Genomic DNA, 16,053 nt, shown 5'->3' on the forward strand with positions numbered 1-16,053 from the left:
AGTTTACCGGAATGCTGCGTTTTCAGGCCTGGCGGATGATCCATGCCGGCAGGCCTGCGGACGCTTTACTTTTTGCTCAGCTCTGAAGGAGACGCTGCTGTCGCGGCATTCGACAGCCCGCAGACGATTCTCCTTTATACCTTACACGGCTTACTCCTCCGCCTTCATGATCTCTCTGGACAGGGTGGCGAAGAGCTCCGCCGTGTTGATGGGCTTGCTCAGGCAAGCGCTCATGCCCGCTTCGATACATCTTTTGGCGCTCTCGGGATCCACGTCCGCCGAAAGGGCGATCACAGGGATCGATTCGGCATCCGCAAGGCCGCAGGCGCGGATCTGCCGGGCAGCTTCCAGCCCGTCCATGATGGGCATCATGACATCCATCAGGACCGCCTGGTAGTGGTAGGGTCCGCTCTTTTTGAACATATTCACGGCTTCCTCCCCGTCCCTGGCCAGTTCCGTGTGGATGCCGCGGGTCTCGAGGATCTTCATGATGACCTCAGCGTTGAGGTTGTTGTCCTCCGCGACGAGGATATTTTTGCCGTAGAGCATGCGGCCCTCAATGGTAGAGCTGCGGCGGCTCTGGTTCCTGATCTGATCCGGCGTCGCCAGATCATACTCCAGGGTGACGATGAAGGTCGTCCCGCGGCCGAGCCTGCTGTGGCAGGTGATCGTACCTCCCAGCAGATCCACCAGATTGCGGCAGATATACAGGCCGAGCCCGGTGCCGTCCCGCAGGCTTTCCTCATTGGGGATCTCCTGTTCAAAGGGCATGAACATCTTTTGCTGGAAGACATCGCTGATGCCCCGCCCCGTGTCGCGGATAGTATAGGTATGGCTCGCGTTCCGCTCTGTATAGAGAACGCTGGCCTCGAAATCCACGCGGCCTCCCGGCTGGGTGAACTTGATCGCGTTCCCCAGGAGGTTGACGATGATCCGGGTCACATGCTCAGCGTCCATCATGACCACGCGGTTTTCACAGCCGTCGATCCTGGTCTTGAGTGTCAGACCGGCTTCCCTCGCCTTCTCCTCGACGACAGCGACCGCCTCCTCCAGCACGTCCCGTTCCCGGACCGCGGCGGCGACACTGACGACCTTGCCCGCATTGATGCGGCTGGTCTCCAGCACCTCATCAATGAGACTGGTCAGATAATGGGTCGAGGACAGGATCTTCTCCAGATTGTCCTTTACCGGGGCCCCCATGCCCTCTTCCTTCAGAGACAGCTGGGCCAGGCCCTTGATCGCGGTCAGCGGCGTCCTCATGTCATGACTCATATGGGAGAGGAAGGCCTCTTTTTCCTGGCCGGATTTGACCGCGGCCCGCAGAGCCTTGGACATCTCGTCGATCTGCTGCTGGTCCCCGATCTGCTTCGTCGTATCGATGAAGGTCAGGACCAGGCCGCTGACATATTCCCTCCCGAAGGCTGTTCTGTCCCCTTCCATGCCGCTCCTCCATCCACTGCCATAGGAGGACATCCCCGTGCTCCTGGTCCCGTAGGAATTCGGGTTCAAATATGTCCTTGCCTTCTCCGTCAGGCCGTGAGCGCCGGTGCTTCCGGTGCCCGGTCCGTCACTGTCCGCGCCTTCCTCGGAAGAAGCCGCCAGGTGGTCTTCTTCCAGGCTTTTTTCCTGCGTCCTGTAGGGCGCTATGCGGACGAGATAGGTCTTGCCTGAGACAGAGGCGCACGCCAGCTCCAGGGGCTGCATGGTCTGCAGGACCTGGTGACAGAGGGCTATGAGGTCCACAGCGGCAAAGTGGTAGGCGATATAGCGCAGAGACCGGCCGACATCGTGCTCCGCGACGCTGAATTCATCTGCGATATACTCCGTGAACTTGCGGACATTGAGCTTGCGGTCCACCATAACGATGCCCACCAGGGTGGTGGCGAGGAAGTTCGCCATGTCGTCATTGACGCTTGCCAGCTCTCCGACCTTAGCCTGATACTCGGAGTTGACGGTATAGAGTTCTTCATTGACCGACTGCAGCTCCTCGTTGGAGCTCTGCAGCTCTTCATTGGCTGTGAGCAGCTCCTCATTGGCCGCCTGAAGCTCCGCGTTCACGGACTCCAGCTCTGTGACTGTGTGGCTGAGGTTGTCCTGAGAGACATGCAACTCCTTTTCCAGGTCAGCGATGCGCTGGGCGGCGGCAGTATCGACGTTGTAATGCTCCATATCCACCGGCTGCTCCGGTTCCTGAGAAGTGCGGAGGAAGGCGATCGCCGTCACTCCTGTCAATGTCCCCATCTTGTCCGTGATCGGCTGCGCGATCAGGGAGATATACTCCGGCTCCGTGCCGATCCGCACCGGGATCCTGTCATAAGCGACAAGCGCCTGCTTCTCCCGGGACTCCTTGAGGGCCTTGGACACTGCGATCCGCAGATCCGCCCGGATGAGAGAAAAAATATCCAGGGTGACATTGCCGACCGGGATCGTGATGAAGTCCCCGCACTTGCCGTAGGAATGACAGAGTTCATTTTTTTCATTGATGAGGACACAGGCCGGCATCAGGAGCTCCAGCGCCCGGGTTTCCATCTCCCCTTCGCGCATGCCGGCATCCTGATCATACGATTCCCCCTTATAATGCTGGGGCATGAGCTGGCTCTCGATGCCCTGGAGCGAATAGGTGATATGCTCGTGGGAAGGGGTGCGTCCCGCGCTGTTGTGCACAAAGATCTTTTCATTCGGGCACAGGACGCGGAAGACATCGTCGTAGTCGATGACGGACTCCGACCGGCCGAGGAAAAGATAGCCGCCGTCGTTGAGGGCCATATGAAAGATGGCAAAAAGATTCCGCTGCAGGATATTCTGAAAATAGATCAGGAGGTTCCGGCAGCTCACCAGATCCAGCCTGCCGAAGGGGGGATCCTGGAACACATTGTGCTGGGCAAAGACGATCATCTTGCGGATATCGTGATTGACCGCGTAGCGGTTTCCTTTTTTGGAGAAAAAGCGGGAGAGGCGCGTGACCGAGACATCCTCGAGGATACTGTCCCCGTAGACGCCGCGTCCCGCGACGGCGATGGAATCACCGTCGAGATCCGTCGCAAAGATCTTGATATCACGGCGCAGTCCCAGCTCCTCCATAGCCTCGGCAAAGAGGATCGCTATAGAATAGGCCTCCTCGCCTGTGGAACAGCCCGCCACCCAGACCCTGATCTGGTCGGACGTGCGGTGGCTCTGGAGCAGGTCCTTGACGACACGCTCCTTGAGGATGTCAAAATAGTCCGGATCGCGGAAGAAGCTGGTGACCCCGATCAGGACCTCCTTGGCCAGGAGCCGGACCTCCTCGGGATTATTGGACATGTAATTGACATATTCCCGCAGGTTCCGGTTATGGGTGACCACGATCCTTCGCTCGATCCGGCGAAGCACCGTCGTCTGCTTATAATACGAATAGTTGACATTCGTGACTTTTTTAAGGAGAGAAAACACCTGGCTCATCAGGTCGCCGTCCGAGAGCTGCAGACGGTGTCCCGCGTCCGCGATCGACCGGGAGATATGGGCCATCTCACGGGCGATACTGTCGGGATTGAGAATGAGGTCGGCGAAGCCTGTCGCGATGGCGCTCCGGGGCATGCCGTCAAACTTGGCGCTCTCCGGCGCCTGTGCGATGATCAGCCCGTTGCGCTCCTTGATCTGCCGGATCCCGTTGGTCCCGTCGGAACCCGTGCCCGACAGGATGATCGCAACCGCTCGGTTTTCATAGGCCTTTGCCAGCGAACGGAAAAAGATATCGATCGGATGGTTTATGTGCTGGTGGTTGTACTCGCGCAGATGCAGCTCATCCGCCTCGATCTCCATATTGTACTTGGGGGGCAGCATATACACCGTATTTTTGCGGACATGCATCCCCTCCTTTGCCTCCAGGACAGGCATGGTCGTATATTTTCCCAGAATATCCGCCAGCAGACTCCTGTGGTCCGGCGACAGGTGCTGGATGATCACAAACGCCATCCCCGTATCCGTCGGGAGGAAGGTCAGGAACTGCTGCAGAGCCTCCAGTCCTCCTGCCGACGACCCGATCCCGACCACACAGCCGGGTTTTTCATTTTGCATACTCTGTCTGTTTGCCATAGTGGTTCCCTCTTTTCCTTCTGCATCTGCCCGGTATCTGCCGGGTGATAAGGCACTGTTACTTCATTACTTCAAAAAACCTGCAGGTCTTTTCTTCCGCAGCTTTCGGAAGTTATTTGCGAACAGTGCCCAAGGCACTGTAATCAGGTCAACGCGGCAAAACTCAATGTTCCTTTCTGCCGGTTCCCGCCCGCAGCGTGCGGATGATCCTGGCGACGACTTCTTCGATCTCGCCGCTTCCCTCCCGCACAATGAGATCCGCATACTTTTCATACAGGACGGATCTCTCCTCATATAAATCACGGAGGGTCTGCCCCTCCCGGAGTGCCACTCCCCTCTGCCGGATGTTGTGGAGCCTTTTCCGGATGGTCTCAAAATCCGCCTGAAGATAAATGACAGCCCCGATATCCCGAAGATGCCGCATCGCCTCTTCTCCATAGACGGCGCTGCCGCCCGTCGCGATCACGCATCTGGAAGCCTGAACCGATGCATTGACCTCGTTTTCAATGGCGATAAAACCATCGATCCCTTTCTCCTCAATGATCCGTGACAGGCGCATCCCCTCCCGCCGCTGAATCAGCAGATCTGTGTCAATGAAGTCAAATCCGATCACCTTGGCCAGGATCACTCCGACAGTACTCTTGCCGGATGCCGGCATCCCGATCAAAACAAGATTATCTTTTTTTGCCAAACTGTCAGCCTCCTTTAAGGAACAACATACATAGACAGTATACCACACTTCCGGCCCGGATTGTCTCCTCCCGCAGTATTCGCCGGACCAATTTTCCCGCAAAAGTATCTTTCATCCCCAACTCGTGGTATACTGGAAAAGTCAGTTTACCGGCTTCGGCCTGTTGTTCTTTCAAATATTCATTTATATCTTTATCTATCATTTTCAGGAGAACAATATGATTTCTTTCAACGTGCCCCCTTTCGTCGGGACAGAGCTCACATATGTAAAACAGGCTATTGACGCGCACAAGATCTGCGGAGACGGGCAGTTCACCAAAAAATGCCACGCATGGCTGGAGGAGCGTTTCGGCGCCCAGAAGGTTCTTTTGACCACCAGCGGGACGACCGCGCTGGAAATGGCCGCCCTGCTCTGCGGACTGCACAAGGGCGATGAAGTGATCCTCCCGAGCTTCACGTTTTCCAGCACTGCTACGGCCATCGTGCTCACCGGAGCGACACCTGTTTTTGTGGATGTCCGCCCGGACACGATGAATATTGATGAGAAAAAAATAGAAGCAGCCATCACAGACAGGACCCGGGCGATCATGGTCGTCCACTATGCGGGCGTCGCCTGTGAAATGGACACGATCATGGCGATCGCCGCCCGGCACGGCCTTAAAGTCATCGAGGACGCTGCACAGGGCGTCATGTCCTCCTACAAGGGGAAGGCGCTCGGTACGATCGGCGATTTTGGCTGCTACTCCTTCCATGAGACCAAAAACTACTCCATGGGAGAAGGCGGCGCACTCGTCATCCGCAATCCCGAAGACAATGACGCCGCCGAGATCCTGAGAGAAAAAGGGACAAACCGTGCCAGATTTTTCCGCGGACAGGTCGACAAATATACCTGGGTCGATTACGGCTCCAGTTATCTTCCCAGCGACATGAACGCTGCCTATCTCTGGGCCCAGCTGCAGGAGGCAGACCGGATCAATGAAGACCGCCTCGCCGTCTGGGACCGCTACAGAGAAGCTTTTGCCCCTCTCGCCGCGGCAGGACGCGTCGAAGTCCCCTTCATTCCGGCAGAATGTGTGCACAACGCCCACATGTACTATCTCAAGCTCCGCGACCTCTCCGACCGCACGGAATTCATCGATTATTTAAAGGAGCGCGGCATCGTTGCCGTCTTCCATTACATTCCCCTGCACTCGGCGCCGGCCGGGCTTAAGTTCGGACGTTTCCACGGAGAAGACCGCTTCACCACCAGCGAAAGCGACCGGCTTGTACGCCTGCCGCTCTACTATGGTCTCACAAAAGAGGACCAGGAAACAGTCATCCGCACCGCAATGGAGTATTTTGAATCTCATGAATAATCAGACACAAGGACAGCTGCATCCAGACGCCCCTGTTCAGGAAGGCTTTCCTCAGGAGGCAGGAGACCCTTCGCCGGTCATAAAGGACCTCTCGCAGGAAGCCCGGGATCCTTCACCGCTCATTCAGGCCCTTCCGCAGGAGGCAGGAGACCCTTCCCAGAAAGCAAAGGAAAAAAAGCAGGTGATCAGCTTTATCATCCCCTGCTATCACAGTGAGGGCTCCGTAGGGCTCGTGATCGACGAGATCCGCGAGGTCGTGGCCCGGCGTCCCGGATTTGACTATCAGGTCGTCGCCGTCAATGACTGCTCCCCCGACAATGTCCTCAGCGTCCTGACCGGGATCGCTCAGAAGGACCCGAAGGTCGCCGTGATCGACCTCGCCAAAAACGGGGGGCGCCATAATGCCCTGATGTGCGGCTGTCATTTCGCGACGGGGGACTACATTGTCTTTATCGACGACGATCAGCAGTGCCCTGCAGACAGACTCTGGGATCTGATGGATCCCCTCCTGCACGACGCCGCTGACGGGCGCGGCTCCTACGACGTCGCTATCGCCCGCTATCGCAAAAAGACCCAGTCCCGGTTTAAAAATTTCGGTTCCTGGGTCAACGACCGGGTGGCGACCTGGCTTTTGGACAAGGATCCCTCCCTGAAATTTTCCAATTTCTCCGTGATGAAAAAATTCGTCAAGGACGAGGTCATCAAATATACCAACCCTTATCCCTATCTCTCCGGCCTGATGCTGCGCGCGACGCGCCGTGTCATCAACGTGGACATGGAAGAGCGGGTACGGACCATCGGTGTAGGCCACTACAGCTTCCGCAAGTCCTTCTCTCTCTGGATGAACAGCTTTACAGCCTTTTCCGTAAAGCCTCTGCGCATCGCCACGGGCATAGGGATCCTGTGGGCAGTCCTTGGAATTCTCATGGGTATCCGGACAGTCGTCCGCAAGCTCATGAATCCCGCGATCCCGCTGGGTTACAGCTCCATGATGGCGGTCCTTCTCTTCTCCACCGGCATGATCATGTTCATGCTGGGGCTCATCGGTGAATATATCGGCCGCATTTACATCTCCCTGAACAAGTCACCGCAGTTTGTCATCCGGGACACCATCAATGTGCCCAAAAAGCGCAAACGCGGGAAATCGAGGTAAACTATGCCTTCCATCCATGATAATCCTACTGCCCCGGGTCCTGACCGTCTTCTGAAAAACCATCCCGGATCAGCTCCCTCTACAGGAAACACAGTCCCCTGTGAATGTGCCCCGGCATCTTCTGAAAAAGGCGGGGATCATCCCCGCAGAAAAAAGCTCCTGATCATCGGGGCCGGAGGTTTCCAGCTCCCTCTTGTACAGAAGGCTTCGGAGACCTGCGACGTCCTGCTCGCCGCCCCGGTCATCACAGAGGATTTCGACCCCTATATCACAGACCGTCTGATCGTCGACGTCCGGGACAAGGAGAAGATCCTCGTCTTTGCTGAGAAGAACCGGATCGACGGCGTCATCACCGACCAGACCGACATTGCCGTCCGGAGCGTCGCCTATGTGGCTGAAAAAATGGGCCTGCCCGGTATCGGTTATGAGACCGGTGTCCTCTTTACGGACAAAAGCCTGATGCGCGGGCGCCTCACTGAGCTCGGCCTCCCGGTGCTGGAAAACCGCACCGTGGACACCGTGGACGAAGCCTGCGCCTTTTTCCGGGAACTCTGTGAAAAAAAGACCTCCGGAAATGCCGGCCCCGCCGGTCCCACCGTTCTGAAAGCCCCGGCCGGAGACAGCCGGGTCCGGGAGACCGTCCGTGTGATCATCAAGCCTCTGGACACTCAGGGCAGCCGCGGCGTCCAGGTCTGCTCAGGCGAGGAGGAGATCCGTGAAAAGTTCTCCGAAGCTTCCCGCTGGTCCAGCAGCCGCCAGGTCATCGTCGAACAGTTTGCCACAGGACGGGAATTCGTCGTCGAATCTCTCGTTCTCGACCACGAATATCACACTCTCTGCATCGGCGACACCCTCTATTTCGATATTCCTGATGCCTTTGCGGCAAAAAGCCGCATCTTCCCGACGACAGCGGATGAAGGCCTGCGGGCCAAAGTGCTGGCCCTCGATGAAAAGATCATCCGCGGCTTCGGCCTCCGCCAGGGCATCACGCACAGCGAATACATTATGGAGGGAGATGAGGTCTATCTGATCGAAACCGCCGCCCGCGGCGGAGGTGTCTTTATCTCCTCCGACCTCATCAGCCTCTCCAGCGGCCTGCACACAGAGGAGTTCCTTGTCAACATCGCTCTGGGACAGCAGAAAGACCTGCCCGGGATCTCCCCGGAACCGCTCTGCTTCTGCGGATATATGGCCTTTTACCTTCCCGTCGGACGCGTCATCCGGGCGGACGGGATCGACGCTGTCCGGGCTCTTCCCTTTGTGCACCGCAATCAGCTCTCCTCCCTCCACACAGGCATGGAAAACCGGGAGGGGGCTACCGACAAGACCTCCCGCCTCGCGGTCATCGTCTCCGGTGCCACGCGGGAAGACCTCATGGCCCACATGCAGCAGGTCCGTGAGACCCTGAAGATCGAAGTCGAGGCTCCGGACGGCTCCATCCTGCCTCCCATCTGGGAATAATCCCTTCAAAATCTTGCGGGCTGCAGTATCCTGGCAGGCTGCAGTATCCTGACGGGTCATAATATCCTGGCAGGATGCAGCATCCTGACGAGTTACAGTATCCTGACAGGCTGCAGCATCCTGACGAGTTATAGTATCCTGGCTGGCCGCAGTATCCTGACGGGTTACAGCACCGGTAATAGAAACTCGTTATAGTCGTTATAGATCGTAACTACAGGACGCAAATCACCCTGCCGACAGACTGGCAGACTGCTTTCACGGCATTCCCTGTACGCGTCCAGGAGGTATCTTTTGCTCAATCATTTTCTCGACAAACGCCGGAACGTCTTTTTACTGGCTGCCTTCGCCGTCTTTATGGAAAGTCTGACCTCTCCCTGCCTCAAGATCGGCTCCCAGCGCTACGACACTTTTTCGATCGGATATTTTTTCTGGTTCGGTCTCGCAGTGATCATTCTCGGGATCTATGCTGTCTGCTGGCAGCTCATCCTGGAACGGATCCCTCTTACCACCGCCTATCTGCGGCGGGGCTTCAGCTACATCCTGCTGTTTGTCTGGTCCACACTCATTTTTCATGAAAATATCACGATAAAGCAGATCATCGGCATCGCCGTGATCTCACTTGGTATGTTCATCAGCGTCTCTGGAGACTCGGCCGCCCCCGGAAAATCCACAGAAAAATCTGCGGAAGAATCCTCAGAATAATCTGCAGAAAAATCTGCGGAAGAATCTGCGGGATAAGCCTGGGAAACCGAGTCCCTTTTTAACCGGGACCACTGAAAAGCCATCTAAAGAAGCCCCGGGGAAAGCCCCGGGAAACCGAGTCCCTTTCAAATTCATGAGGTCCATCTATGCAATCGTTTTCACTCTCTCCCCAGCTGTGTTATATCGCCGCCATCTGCGGCGCTTTCATCACAGCGCTGAGCCAGATTCTCCTGAAAACTCAGGCAAACACGACCGGCGGCAAGGGATTTTTCAGCAAATTTCTGAATGTCCGTGTCATCGTCTCCTACGGTCTTTTATTTTTGACCCTCGCCATCAATCAGGTCGCCCTGCGGTATGTCCCTCTCTCGGTCATGCCCTGCATCACTTCCACAAGCTTTGTCTGGGTCTTTGTTCTGGGCGCCCTGATCCTGAAGGAAAAAATCTCAGCCAGAAAAATACTCGGGGTTGCCGTCATCATCGCGGGCGTCCTGATCTCAAGACTATGAGATCTCCCGTCCCGGGTTCATTTTTGATCAAAATTTGTTTATTGTCAGGAATCTATCCTCAGGAGTTATCACCGGAAATGTACCCTCAGTAGTTTATCTCCAGGAATCTATCCTCAGGAGTTACCACCAGGAAAGGAAGCATTCGCTATGCACAGCCTGATCAAAGAATACACAGATAAAATTGCAGGCAGGAAGGCTTACTGGATCCCTCTTCTCTTTTATACCTTCGGAGCCTATGGCTTCTCCATGCTCAACAGAACACTCGGAGCCGATGACCTGGGCACTCCGCTTTATGTGAATGATACCGTCTGGCTCCAGGATCTCAGGTGGGGAGCTGTTCTCTGGAAAAAACTGTTTTCCTTCGGGAGCTTCGTCCCTTTTCTGGACAAGTTTCTCTCCATATGCTTCCTGATGCTGGCAGGCACGGCTTTCTCCTGTCTTCTCTATCTGCTGAACGGAAAGCGGGAACGGGTCCTCCTGTATACCATCGCTTCCTGCTCCTTCCTCACTTTCCCGATCATCTGTGAGATCTGGGAGTTTACCTGCGGTGGGACCCTGATCGTCCCCGGCGATTTCTTCTGCATCTTTATGATCCTCGTCTGGCTTTTGTGCGGGATCACAGCTTCTGAAGCTTCTTCCAATCCGCAAAATGCTGCCTCCGCTGCTTCGTCTCCGGCCCGGCCGCAGGCCTTGTCTGCCGGCCGCAGGCATCCGCGGCAATCCTCTTCCGCTGCCATCCTTCCACAGCAGGCAGCTGTCCTCCTGGCAGCAGGTGTGCTCATGACGCCCGTCATCTCCAGTGCGGAATCCATCGCCCCTGTCTATGTCACGACGGTCCTGATCATCCTGTTTTACCGTTACTGTATCCAGAGAACCTCTCCGGAGAGAAAAAGCGCCTGGTTTTTTGAGGGAGTGCGCTTCGCCATCCCCCTTGTCACAGCCTTTGCCCTCAGACTGATCATTGCCTACTCTATTCTGGCTGTCCTGGGTCTGGAGCGCAAGCACACCGGCGCGACCCGGATCGAATGGTTCGGAATGAACGCGGAAAAATTCGCCGCCCTCATTAAGGGCATGTTCATCAATTACGGCGTCGCCTCACTGATCAATTTCCCCATCACGGTCTTTGTTATCTGCGCTGTCCTGTTCGCCCTCCGCTGCATCCTCCTCACAATAAGGCGCAGAAGCGCCCTTCCGGTCTTCCTGGGGATCTGCATCGGTCTCTCCCTGTTTCTGATCACGCTCATCCAGGGCTCCGTGATGCTGTACAGGACCGCCATCACACTGATGGTCTTCTGCGCTTTCGTCTTTTACCTGTTTGCGGAAACCTTTTACGCCTGGATCAATGCCGGAATCATAAACAGAAAAACGCTCCCGGTGCTGGCCGGGAGATGCGGACTTGTCTTCCTTCTTTTCATTACCTGGAGGCAGGCAGCCCATCTGCACCGCTTCCTGGCACTGAATAACCTTCGCTACGACAATGAGACCGCTGTCATGCAGGAGATCTGCTACACGCTCTCGACAGATTACGACACCTCCAAGCCCCTGATCTTTGTGGGGAACTTTTCAAACGGCGACGCCATGTACTATTCCACGCACGACAGCGGAAAGACCCGCGCCGGCGCGATGTACCGAAAAATCCGCCACAAGATCGACGGAACACCAGTATGGAAATCTCCCCTCCTCGTCCAGAGCACCGTTTCCTCCGCGATCGACTTTTACCACGAGGAATTCGACGGGAGGCTGATGGGTGAATACATCGCCTATTACGGATACGATTTCAATGTCCCGGCCCTGTCCAGAGATGAACACATCCCATACAATGAAGAGGCTGCAGGCCTGGGAATGAAACCCTTTAATATTGCCGACCGGGGTGATTACATCCTGATCTGTATTGGCAGTCTGGACTGAGAAGAAAACCACTCCACTTAAGTACACTTAAGTAATAAAACCAAATAAAGCAGCCGGTGCTGCAGATCTGTTCTGCGGCATCGGCTGCTGCTTTATTGCTTTTTATTATTTATTTTTTATTAAAAATGTTCTTTGGTCTTAATCTAAGTGGTCTAATCTAAGAATAAATCTTAATAAACGATAACGCGGGTATTCCTGGGTGTGACCTGGTGGATAAACTTGGCGTTCTCAAGAGACAGCCTGATGCAGCTGTTGGATTTGCTCTTGCCAAGGGATGCATCCTTGGGGGTGTGGGTATAAGGATTCCTGCAGCCCAGCTTGTAGGTGATGGAATGGAAATAGTTTCCTGCTGAGATCCTGGTCGCAAAGAATGCGGTCGAATTCTTGAAATCCTTGTAGCCATATACCTTGGAGCTCTTGTGATCCAGGTGGAAGCTGCCGGAAGGACTGGGAGTAGAGGACTTGCCGATCGTGCAGATCATGTTCCTCTTGACTGCTGCCCAGCTGCCCTTGGAGCCCTGATAGATATTGATCTTATGCTCTTTCTTGTTGACGAGGATCAGATAGCGGGTGCTGCTGCTGTAGCCCTGGGCCTTTTTGTCCATGCCGGAAGTATCAGTGACCGCACCGTTTCCGCCGATCCTGTAACCGTCGATCGTTGTGTTGGTCGCGACAGTTCCATCGGCCTTGATATAGTACATGGTATTGCCGATGAAGAACCAGCCCTTGGTCCTGCGCTGTGCGAAATCAACGGAAGAGAAGAAATACAGTTTTCCGCCGATCCACAAAAAGCCGGATCTTCTCAGTCCGCTCTGGTTGGGATCAAGATAATAAAACTTGTTTCCAATCTTTCTGTAGCCGGTCAGGACCTCTCCATAACCCTTGGCGCCGTTTACATTGCTGGCGAAATAAGAATGGCCGTTAAGTTTGAACCAGCCTCTGCAAAGCTTTCCATTGGCGTCAAATCCATATCTTTTTCCGCCGATCCAGTAGATGCCTTTCTTGTAGGCTTTGCCGTTAACATAAAACATGTAGCCGGTACCGGATTTTACCCAGCCGTTTTTGGCTGCCTGAGTCGTCACGTCAGAAGCCGCGCCGGCGGGATCTGCGGAAACAGCAGCTGCCATGACAGGCATGGAGGACAGGACCATAATCAGTACAAACAGTAATGCAAGTTTTTTCTTCATAAAATCTCCTGTTCTTCTTAATATTATGCTCGTTTACGGGTGTTCAACCTGCGCAATTCAATCAATTTCGTCAACTAATCGCGCTTTCAGATTAGATAATTCAGCAGCAGCTGCCCGGCGGGCGGGCTGCTGCTGCATTCATGTTTTCTAATTTCCATGCTGCTTCACCGCGGAGGAATCAGTTGCCTTCTCTTTACTCAGCCGCTGTAAAACTTCCCTTCGGGGTCTTTTACAGGACTGCCGTTCCGCAGGTTCTGCAGCTTCATGAATCAGATGATGTTCACGGACTTTAAAGTCACGCAGGATCAATAGACAATAACTCTTGTATAACGAGGCATCTTGTCATAGATGAACTTCGCATCCTCGAGAGGAAGCCTGATGCAGCTGTTGGATTTGCTCTTGCCCAGTGTTGCATCCTTAGGAGAATGGGTATAAGGATTCCTGCAGCCAAGCTTATAAAGAACCGAGTGGAAGAAGTTGCCGGCATTGATCCTGGTTGCAAAGAAGGCAGTGGAGCCGCCGAAATCCTTGTAGCCGTAAGCACGGGTGCTTCTGATAGAAAGCTTGAAGTTGCCGGACTTGGTCGGTGTGGAGGACTTGCCGATCGTGCAGCGGATGTCTCTCTTTATGTTTGTCCAGTGGCCCTTGGAGCCCTGATAGAAGTTGACGGAATATTTGGCCTTGTTGACAAGGACCAGGTAACGGGTCTGGCTGTCATAGCCCTGGGCCTTTTTGTCCATGCCATAGTTGTCCGCTGCAGCTGCGCCGTTGGCGCCTACCTTGACGCCGTCGATCGTAGTATTGGTGGCAATAGTGCCGTCAGACTGTACATAATATCTGAACTTGCCGTATGCGAACCAGCCCTTGGTGCGGCGCTGTGCAAAGTCGACGGAAGAGAAGAAATACAGCTTGCCCGCGATCCTGATGAAGCCGCATCTCCTCATGCCCTTGTTGGAAGGATCAAGATAGAAGAACTTGTTGCCGATCTTTCTGTATCCGGTCAGAACCTCTCCATAGCCCTTGGCGCCGTTGCTGACACTGGCATAGTAGGTGTGGCCATTGAGCTTGAACCAGCCCTTGCAGAGCTTTCCGCTTGCATCGAAGCCATACAATTTGTTGCTGATCTTATAAACACCGTTTTTATAGGCTTTGCCGTTCACATAGTACATGTACGCCGTACCGGATTTCACCCAGCCGCTCTTCGCCTGGACAGTGACAGTTTTTTCTGCCGCCGCTGCCGCATCTGCAGACACTGTACCTGCCATGACAGGCATGCAGGACAGGATCATGATCACGGCAAACAGCATTGCGAGTTTTCTCTTCATAAGGTTTCCTCCTTTAATTCCGAATTATTGCTCCGTCCTGACGACCTCCAGTCCGGAAAAAACTTTTCTGCTGCTCTTAACAAAAAGTGGTACTTTTTTTATGATACATCCTTTTTTTCAAAATTTCCATATATAATTTTCACAGAAAATACACAATACTCAGGCGTGTACAGGATTATCTGCTCAAACACGGCCGCATTTCTGCAGGATCAGACGGATTCCTGCCGGAGCACGGCCTGACTTCTGCCGGATCCCTTCGGGTCAGCTTCTGGAAGCCTGAAGAAGCTTCTCACGCAGCTGGCTTTCGATGCCGGCAAGCTCCGCCTCTGCTTCGATCCTCTTCTGTTTTCCCTCGGACTGGATCGTAAGGACTTCGTCCATGGTGGAGATCAGCATCTCATTGGTGTGCTTGAGGGTCTCGATATCCACAATACCTCTCTCGGATTCCTTCGCGGTCTCGATCGTAGCGGTCTTGAGGGCATCGGCATTCTTTTTGAGCAGCTGGTTGGTCATTTCCGTCACTTCGCGCTGCGCGCGCGCCGCCTTATTGGCATGCTCGACGCCGATCGCGATGACCATCTGGCTCTTCCAGAGCGGAATCGTATTGACGATCGTGGACTGGATCTTCTCCGCCATGACCGAGTCTGAGGACTGGATCATGCGGATCTGCGGGCCGGTCTGCATGGCGACTGTTCTGGTCAACTGCAGGTCATGCAGCTTCTTTTCAAAGCGGTCGCACTTGTCAGCGAAATCACTCGCCGCCTGGGCGTCCTCAGGAAGGCCTGAGCGCTGGGCTTTCTGCTGCAGCTCCGCCAGCTCCTTCTCCCTGGCCTCTTTGAGTTTCTTTTTACCGGCGAGGATGTACATGGAGAGCTCTTTGTAATAATTGAGATTCAGCTCATACATCCTGTCAAGGAGGTCGATGTCCTTCATCAGCTGGATCTGGTGTTTCTCGAGCTCCTTGCTGATCGTCTCGACATTGGTCTCGACTCTGCTGTACTTGGTCTTCATCTCCTGCATTTTGTTGGTTCCTTTTTTAAAGAACCCGAAAAGACCCTTCTCTTCTTCCTCGACGTCAAAATTTTTGAGCTCGGTCACGAGAGAAGTGATCATGCCTCCCACTTCCCCAAGATCCTTGGTCTTGACGCTCTCCAGCGTTTTCTCGGAGAAATCCGCCATCTTTTTCTGTGTTCCGACGCCATAGGTCATGACGGCCTGCGTATTGGTGATGTCGATCTGTTTGACAAAGGCATCCACCATTTTGAGCTCTTCGGGAGTGAGGACCGCTTCCTCAGGTTCCTGCTGGGGCGGTGCCTGCACCTGGACTGCTGCCGCCTGTGCCTGTGCAGCCTCAGGCTCCGGTTCTCCAAAAGAAAGACTGGGAGCCGCTGCCGCAAAGTCTGCCAGCGGATCTGCCGCTGCGGCTGCAGCCACGCCTGTATCTACTGCTGCATCATTTCTGATTTCGTCCGACATGTTTCCCCTCCATTCTGTAATGTAAACGGTTCTGTGATCTTTCCTTATTTAGTACCTGTTGATTTAATGCTTACTGTTTTTAATACTTATTGTTTTGTTACTAATACTTCCTATTTTATATACTCACTGTTTTTATATACTTACTGTTTCTATATACTTACTGTTTTTTCATCCTTTATTTCCGATCCGGTCATAAAGTCAGCCATCCGGCCGCCAGTC

At 54.4% G+C, this 16,053-nt stretch carries 11 protein-coding genes; 6 read left to right on the forward strand and 5 right to left on the reverse strand.

The window, feature by feature from the left end; translation table 11 throughout:
• Positions 1–150: 150 nt before the first annotated feature.
• Both BLT02_RS03680 and BLT02_RS03685 read right to left on the reverse strand, forming a co-directional pair.
• Positions 151–4,071: a chemotaxis protein CheB gene (locus tag BLT02_RS03680; RefSeq protein WP_092991683.1), complete on the reverse strand. Its 3,921-nt coding sequence runs from the start codon at positions 4,069–4,071 to the stop codon at positions 151–153.
• 163 nt (positions 4,072–4,234) lie between these two features.
• On the reverse strand, positions 4,235–4,762 hold the full coding sequence (locus BLT02_RS03685; RefSeq protein WP_242869691.1) for a shikimate kinase: 528 nt from the start codon (positions 4,760–4,762) through the stop codon (positions 4,235–4,237).
• Between the two features lie 217 nt (positions 4,763–4,979).
• On the opposite strand from BLT02_RS03685, the gene rffA reads away from it, so the two are divergent.
• The 6 genes from rffA to BLT02_RS03720 all read left to right on the forward strand — a co-directional run bounded on the left by rffA (position 4,980) and on the right by BLT02_RS03720 (position 11,846).
• Positions 4,980–6,116, forward strand: coding sequence for a dTDP-4-amino-4,6-dideoxygalactose transaminase (gene rffA, locus BLT02_RS03695; protein ID WP_092991687.1), 1,137 nt, complete (start codon positions 4,980–4,982; stop codon positions 6,114–6,116).
• A complete protein-coding gene (locus BLT02_RS03700; RefSeq protein WP_092991689.1) occupies positions 6,109–7,269 on the forward strand; it encodes a glycosyltransferase in 1,161 nt (386 codons plus the stop codon). The genes rffA and BLT02_RS03700 overlap by 8 nt, the downstream gene beginning before the upstream one ends.
• Before the next feature lie 3 nt (positions 7,270–7,272).
• Positions 7,273–8,730 (forward strand): ATP-grasp domain-containing protein, encoded by a 1,458-nt coding sequence (locus BLT02_RS03705; RefSeq protein ID WP_092991691.1) that lies wholly within the window; start codon positions 7,273–7,275, stop codon positions 8,728–8,730.
• Between the two features lie 291 nt (positions 8,731–9,021).
• Entirely contained in the window at positions 9,022–9,432 is a 411-nt protein-coding gene (locus BLT02_RS03710) for a DMT family transporter (RefSeq protein ID WP_092991693.1), read from the forward strand.
• A gap of 146 nt (positions 9,433–9,578) precedes the next feature.
• Positions 9,579–9,938, forward strand: a complete 360-nt coding sequence (locus tag BLT02_RS03715; protein WP_092991695.1) for a DMT family transporter — start codon at positions 9,579–9,581, stop codon at positions 9,936–9,938.
• 147 nt (positions 9,939–10,085) lie between these two features.
• On the forward strand, positions 10,086–11,846 hold the full coding sequence (locus BLT02_RS03720; RefSeq protein ID WP_092991697.1) for a glucosyltransferase domain-containing protein: 1,761 nt from the start codon (positions 10,086–10,088) through the stop codon (positions 11,844–11,846).
• 170 nt (positions 11,847–12,016) lie between these two features.
• On the opposite strand, the gene BLT02_RS03725 is transcribed toward BLT02_RS03720, so the two are convergent.
• The 3 genes from BLT02_RS03725 to BLT02_RS03740 all read right to left on the reverse strand — a co-directional run bounded on the left by BLT02_RS03725 (position 12,017) and on the right by BLT02_RS03740 (position 15,834).
• The gene (locus tag BLT02_RS03725; RefSeq protein ID WP_092991699.1) at positions 12,017–13,033 is read right to left on the reverse strand and encodes a L,D-transpeptidase; all 1,017 of its coding nucleotides are present in this window, start codon (positions 13,031–13,033) and stop codon (positions 12,017–12,019) included.
• Positions 13,034–13,338: 305 nt separating this feature from the next.
• Positions 13,339–14,358, reverse strand: a complete 1,020-nt coding sequence (locus BLT02_RS03730) for a L,D-transpeptidase (RefSeq protein ID WP_092991701.1) — start codon at positions 14,356–14,358, stop codon at positions 13,339–13,341.
• A 261-nt stretch (positions 14,359–14,619) separates the two neighbouring features.
• Positions 14,620–15,834: a toxic anion resistance protein gene (locus BLT02_RS03740; protein WP_092991705.1), complete on the reverse strand. Its 1,215-nt coding sequence runs from the start codon at positions 15,832–15,834 to the stop codon at positions 14,620–14,622.
• Positions 15,835–16,053 lie beyond the last annotated feature (219 nt).

Origin of the sequence: Sarcina sp. DSM 11001 (assembly GCF_900101015.1) — a bacterium.
Taxonomy (GTDB): Bacteria; Bacillota; Clostridia; order Lachnospirales; family Lachnospiraceae; genus CAG-791.

Bases quoted from the DNA above. Each gene is read 5' to 3' on its own strand.
- BLT02_RS03680 (WP_092991683.1), bottom strand. From the start codon at position 4,071: ATGGCAAACAGACAGAGTATGCAAAATGAAAAACCCGGCTGTGTGGTC.
- rffA (WP_092991687.1), top strand. From the start codon at position 4,980: ATGATTTCTTTCAACGTGCCCCCTTTCGTCGGGACAGAGCTCACATAT.
- BLT02_RS03700 (WP_092991689.1), top strand. From the start codon at position 6,109: ATGAATAATCAGACACAAGGACAGCTGCATCCAGACGCCCCTGTTCAG.
- BLT02_RS03705 (WP_092991691.1), top strand. From the start codon at position 7,273: ATGCCTTCCATCCATGATAATCCTACTGCCCCGGGTCCTGACCGTCTT.
- BLT02_RS03715 (WP_092991695.1), top strand. From the start codon at position 9,579: ATGCAATCGTTTTCACTCTCTCCCCAGCTGTGTTATATCGCCGCCATC.
- BLT02_RS03720 (WP_092991697.1), top strand. From the start codon at position 10,086: ATGCACAGCCTGATCAAAGAATACACAGATAAAATTGCAGGCAGGAAG.
- BLT02_RS03725 (WP_092991699.1), bottom strand. From the start codon at position 13,033: ATGAAGAAAAAACTTGCATTACTGTTTGTACTGATTATGGTCCTGTCC.
- BLT02_RS03730 (WP_092991701.1), bottom strand. From the start codon at position 14,358: ATGAAGAGAAAACTCGCAATGCTGTTTGCCGTGATCATGATCCTGTCC.
- BLT02_RS03740 (WP_092991705.1), bottom strand. From the start codon at position 15,834: ATGTCGGACGAAATCAGAAATGATGCAGCAGTAGATACAGGCGTGGCT.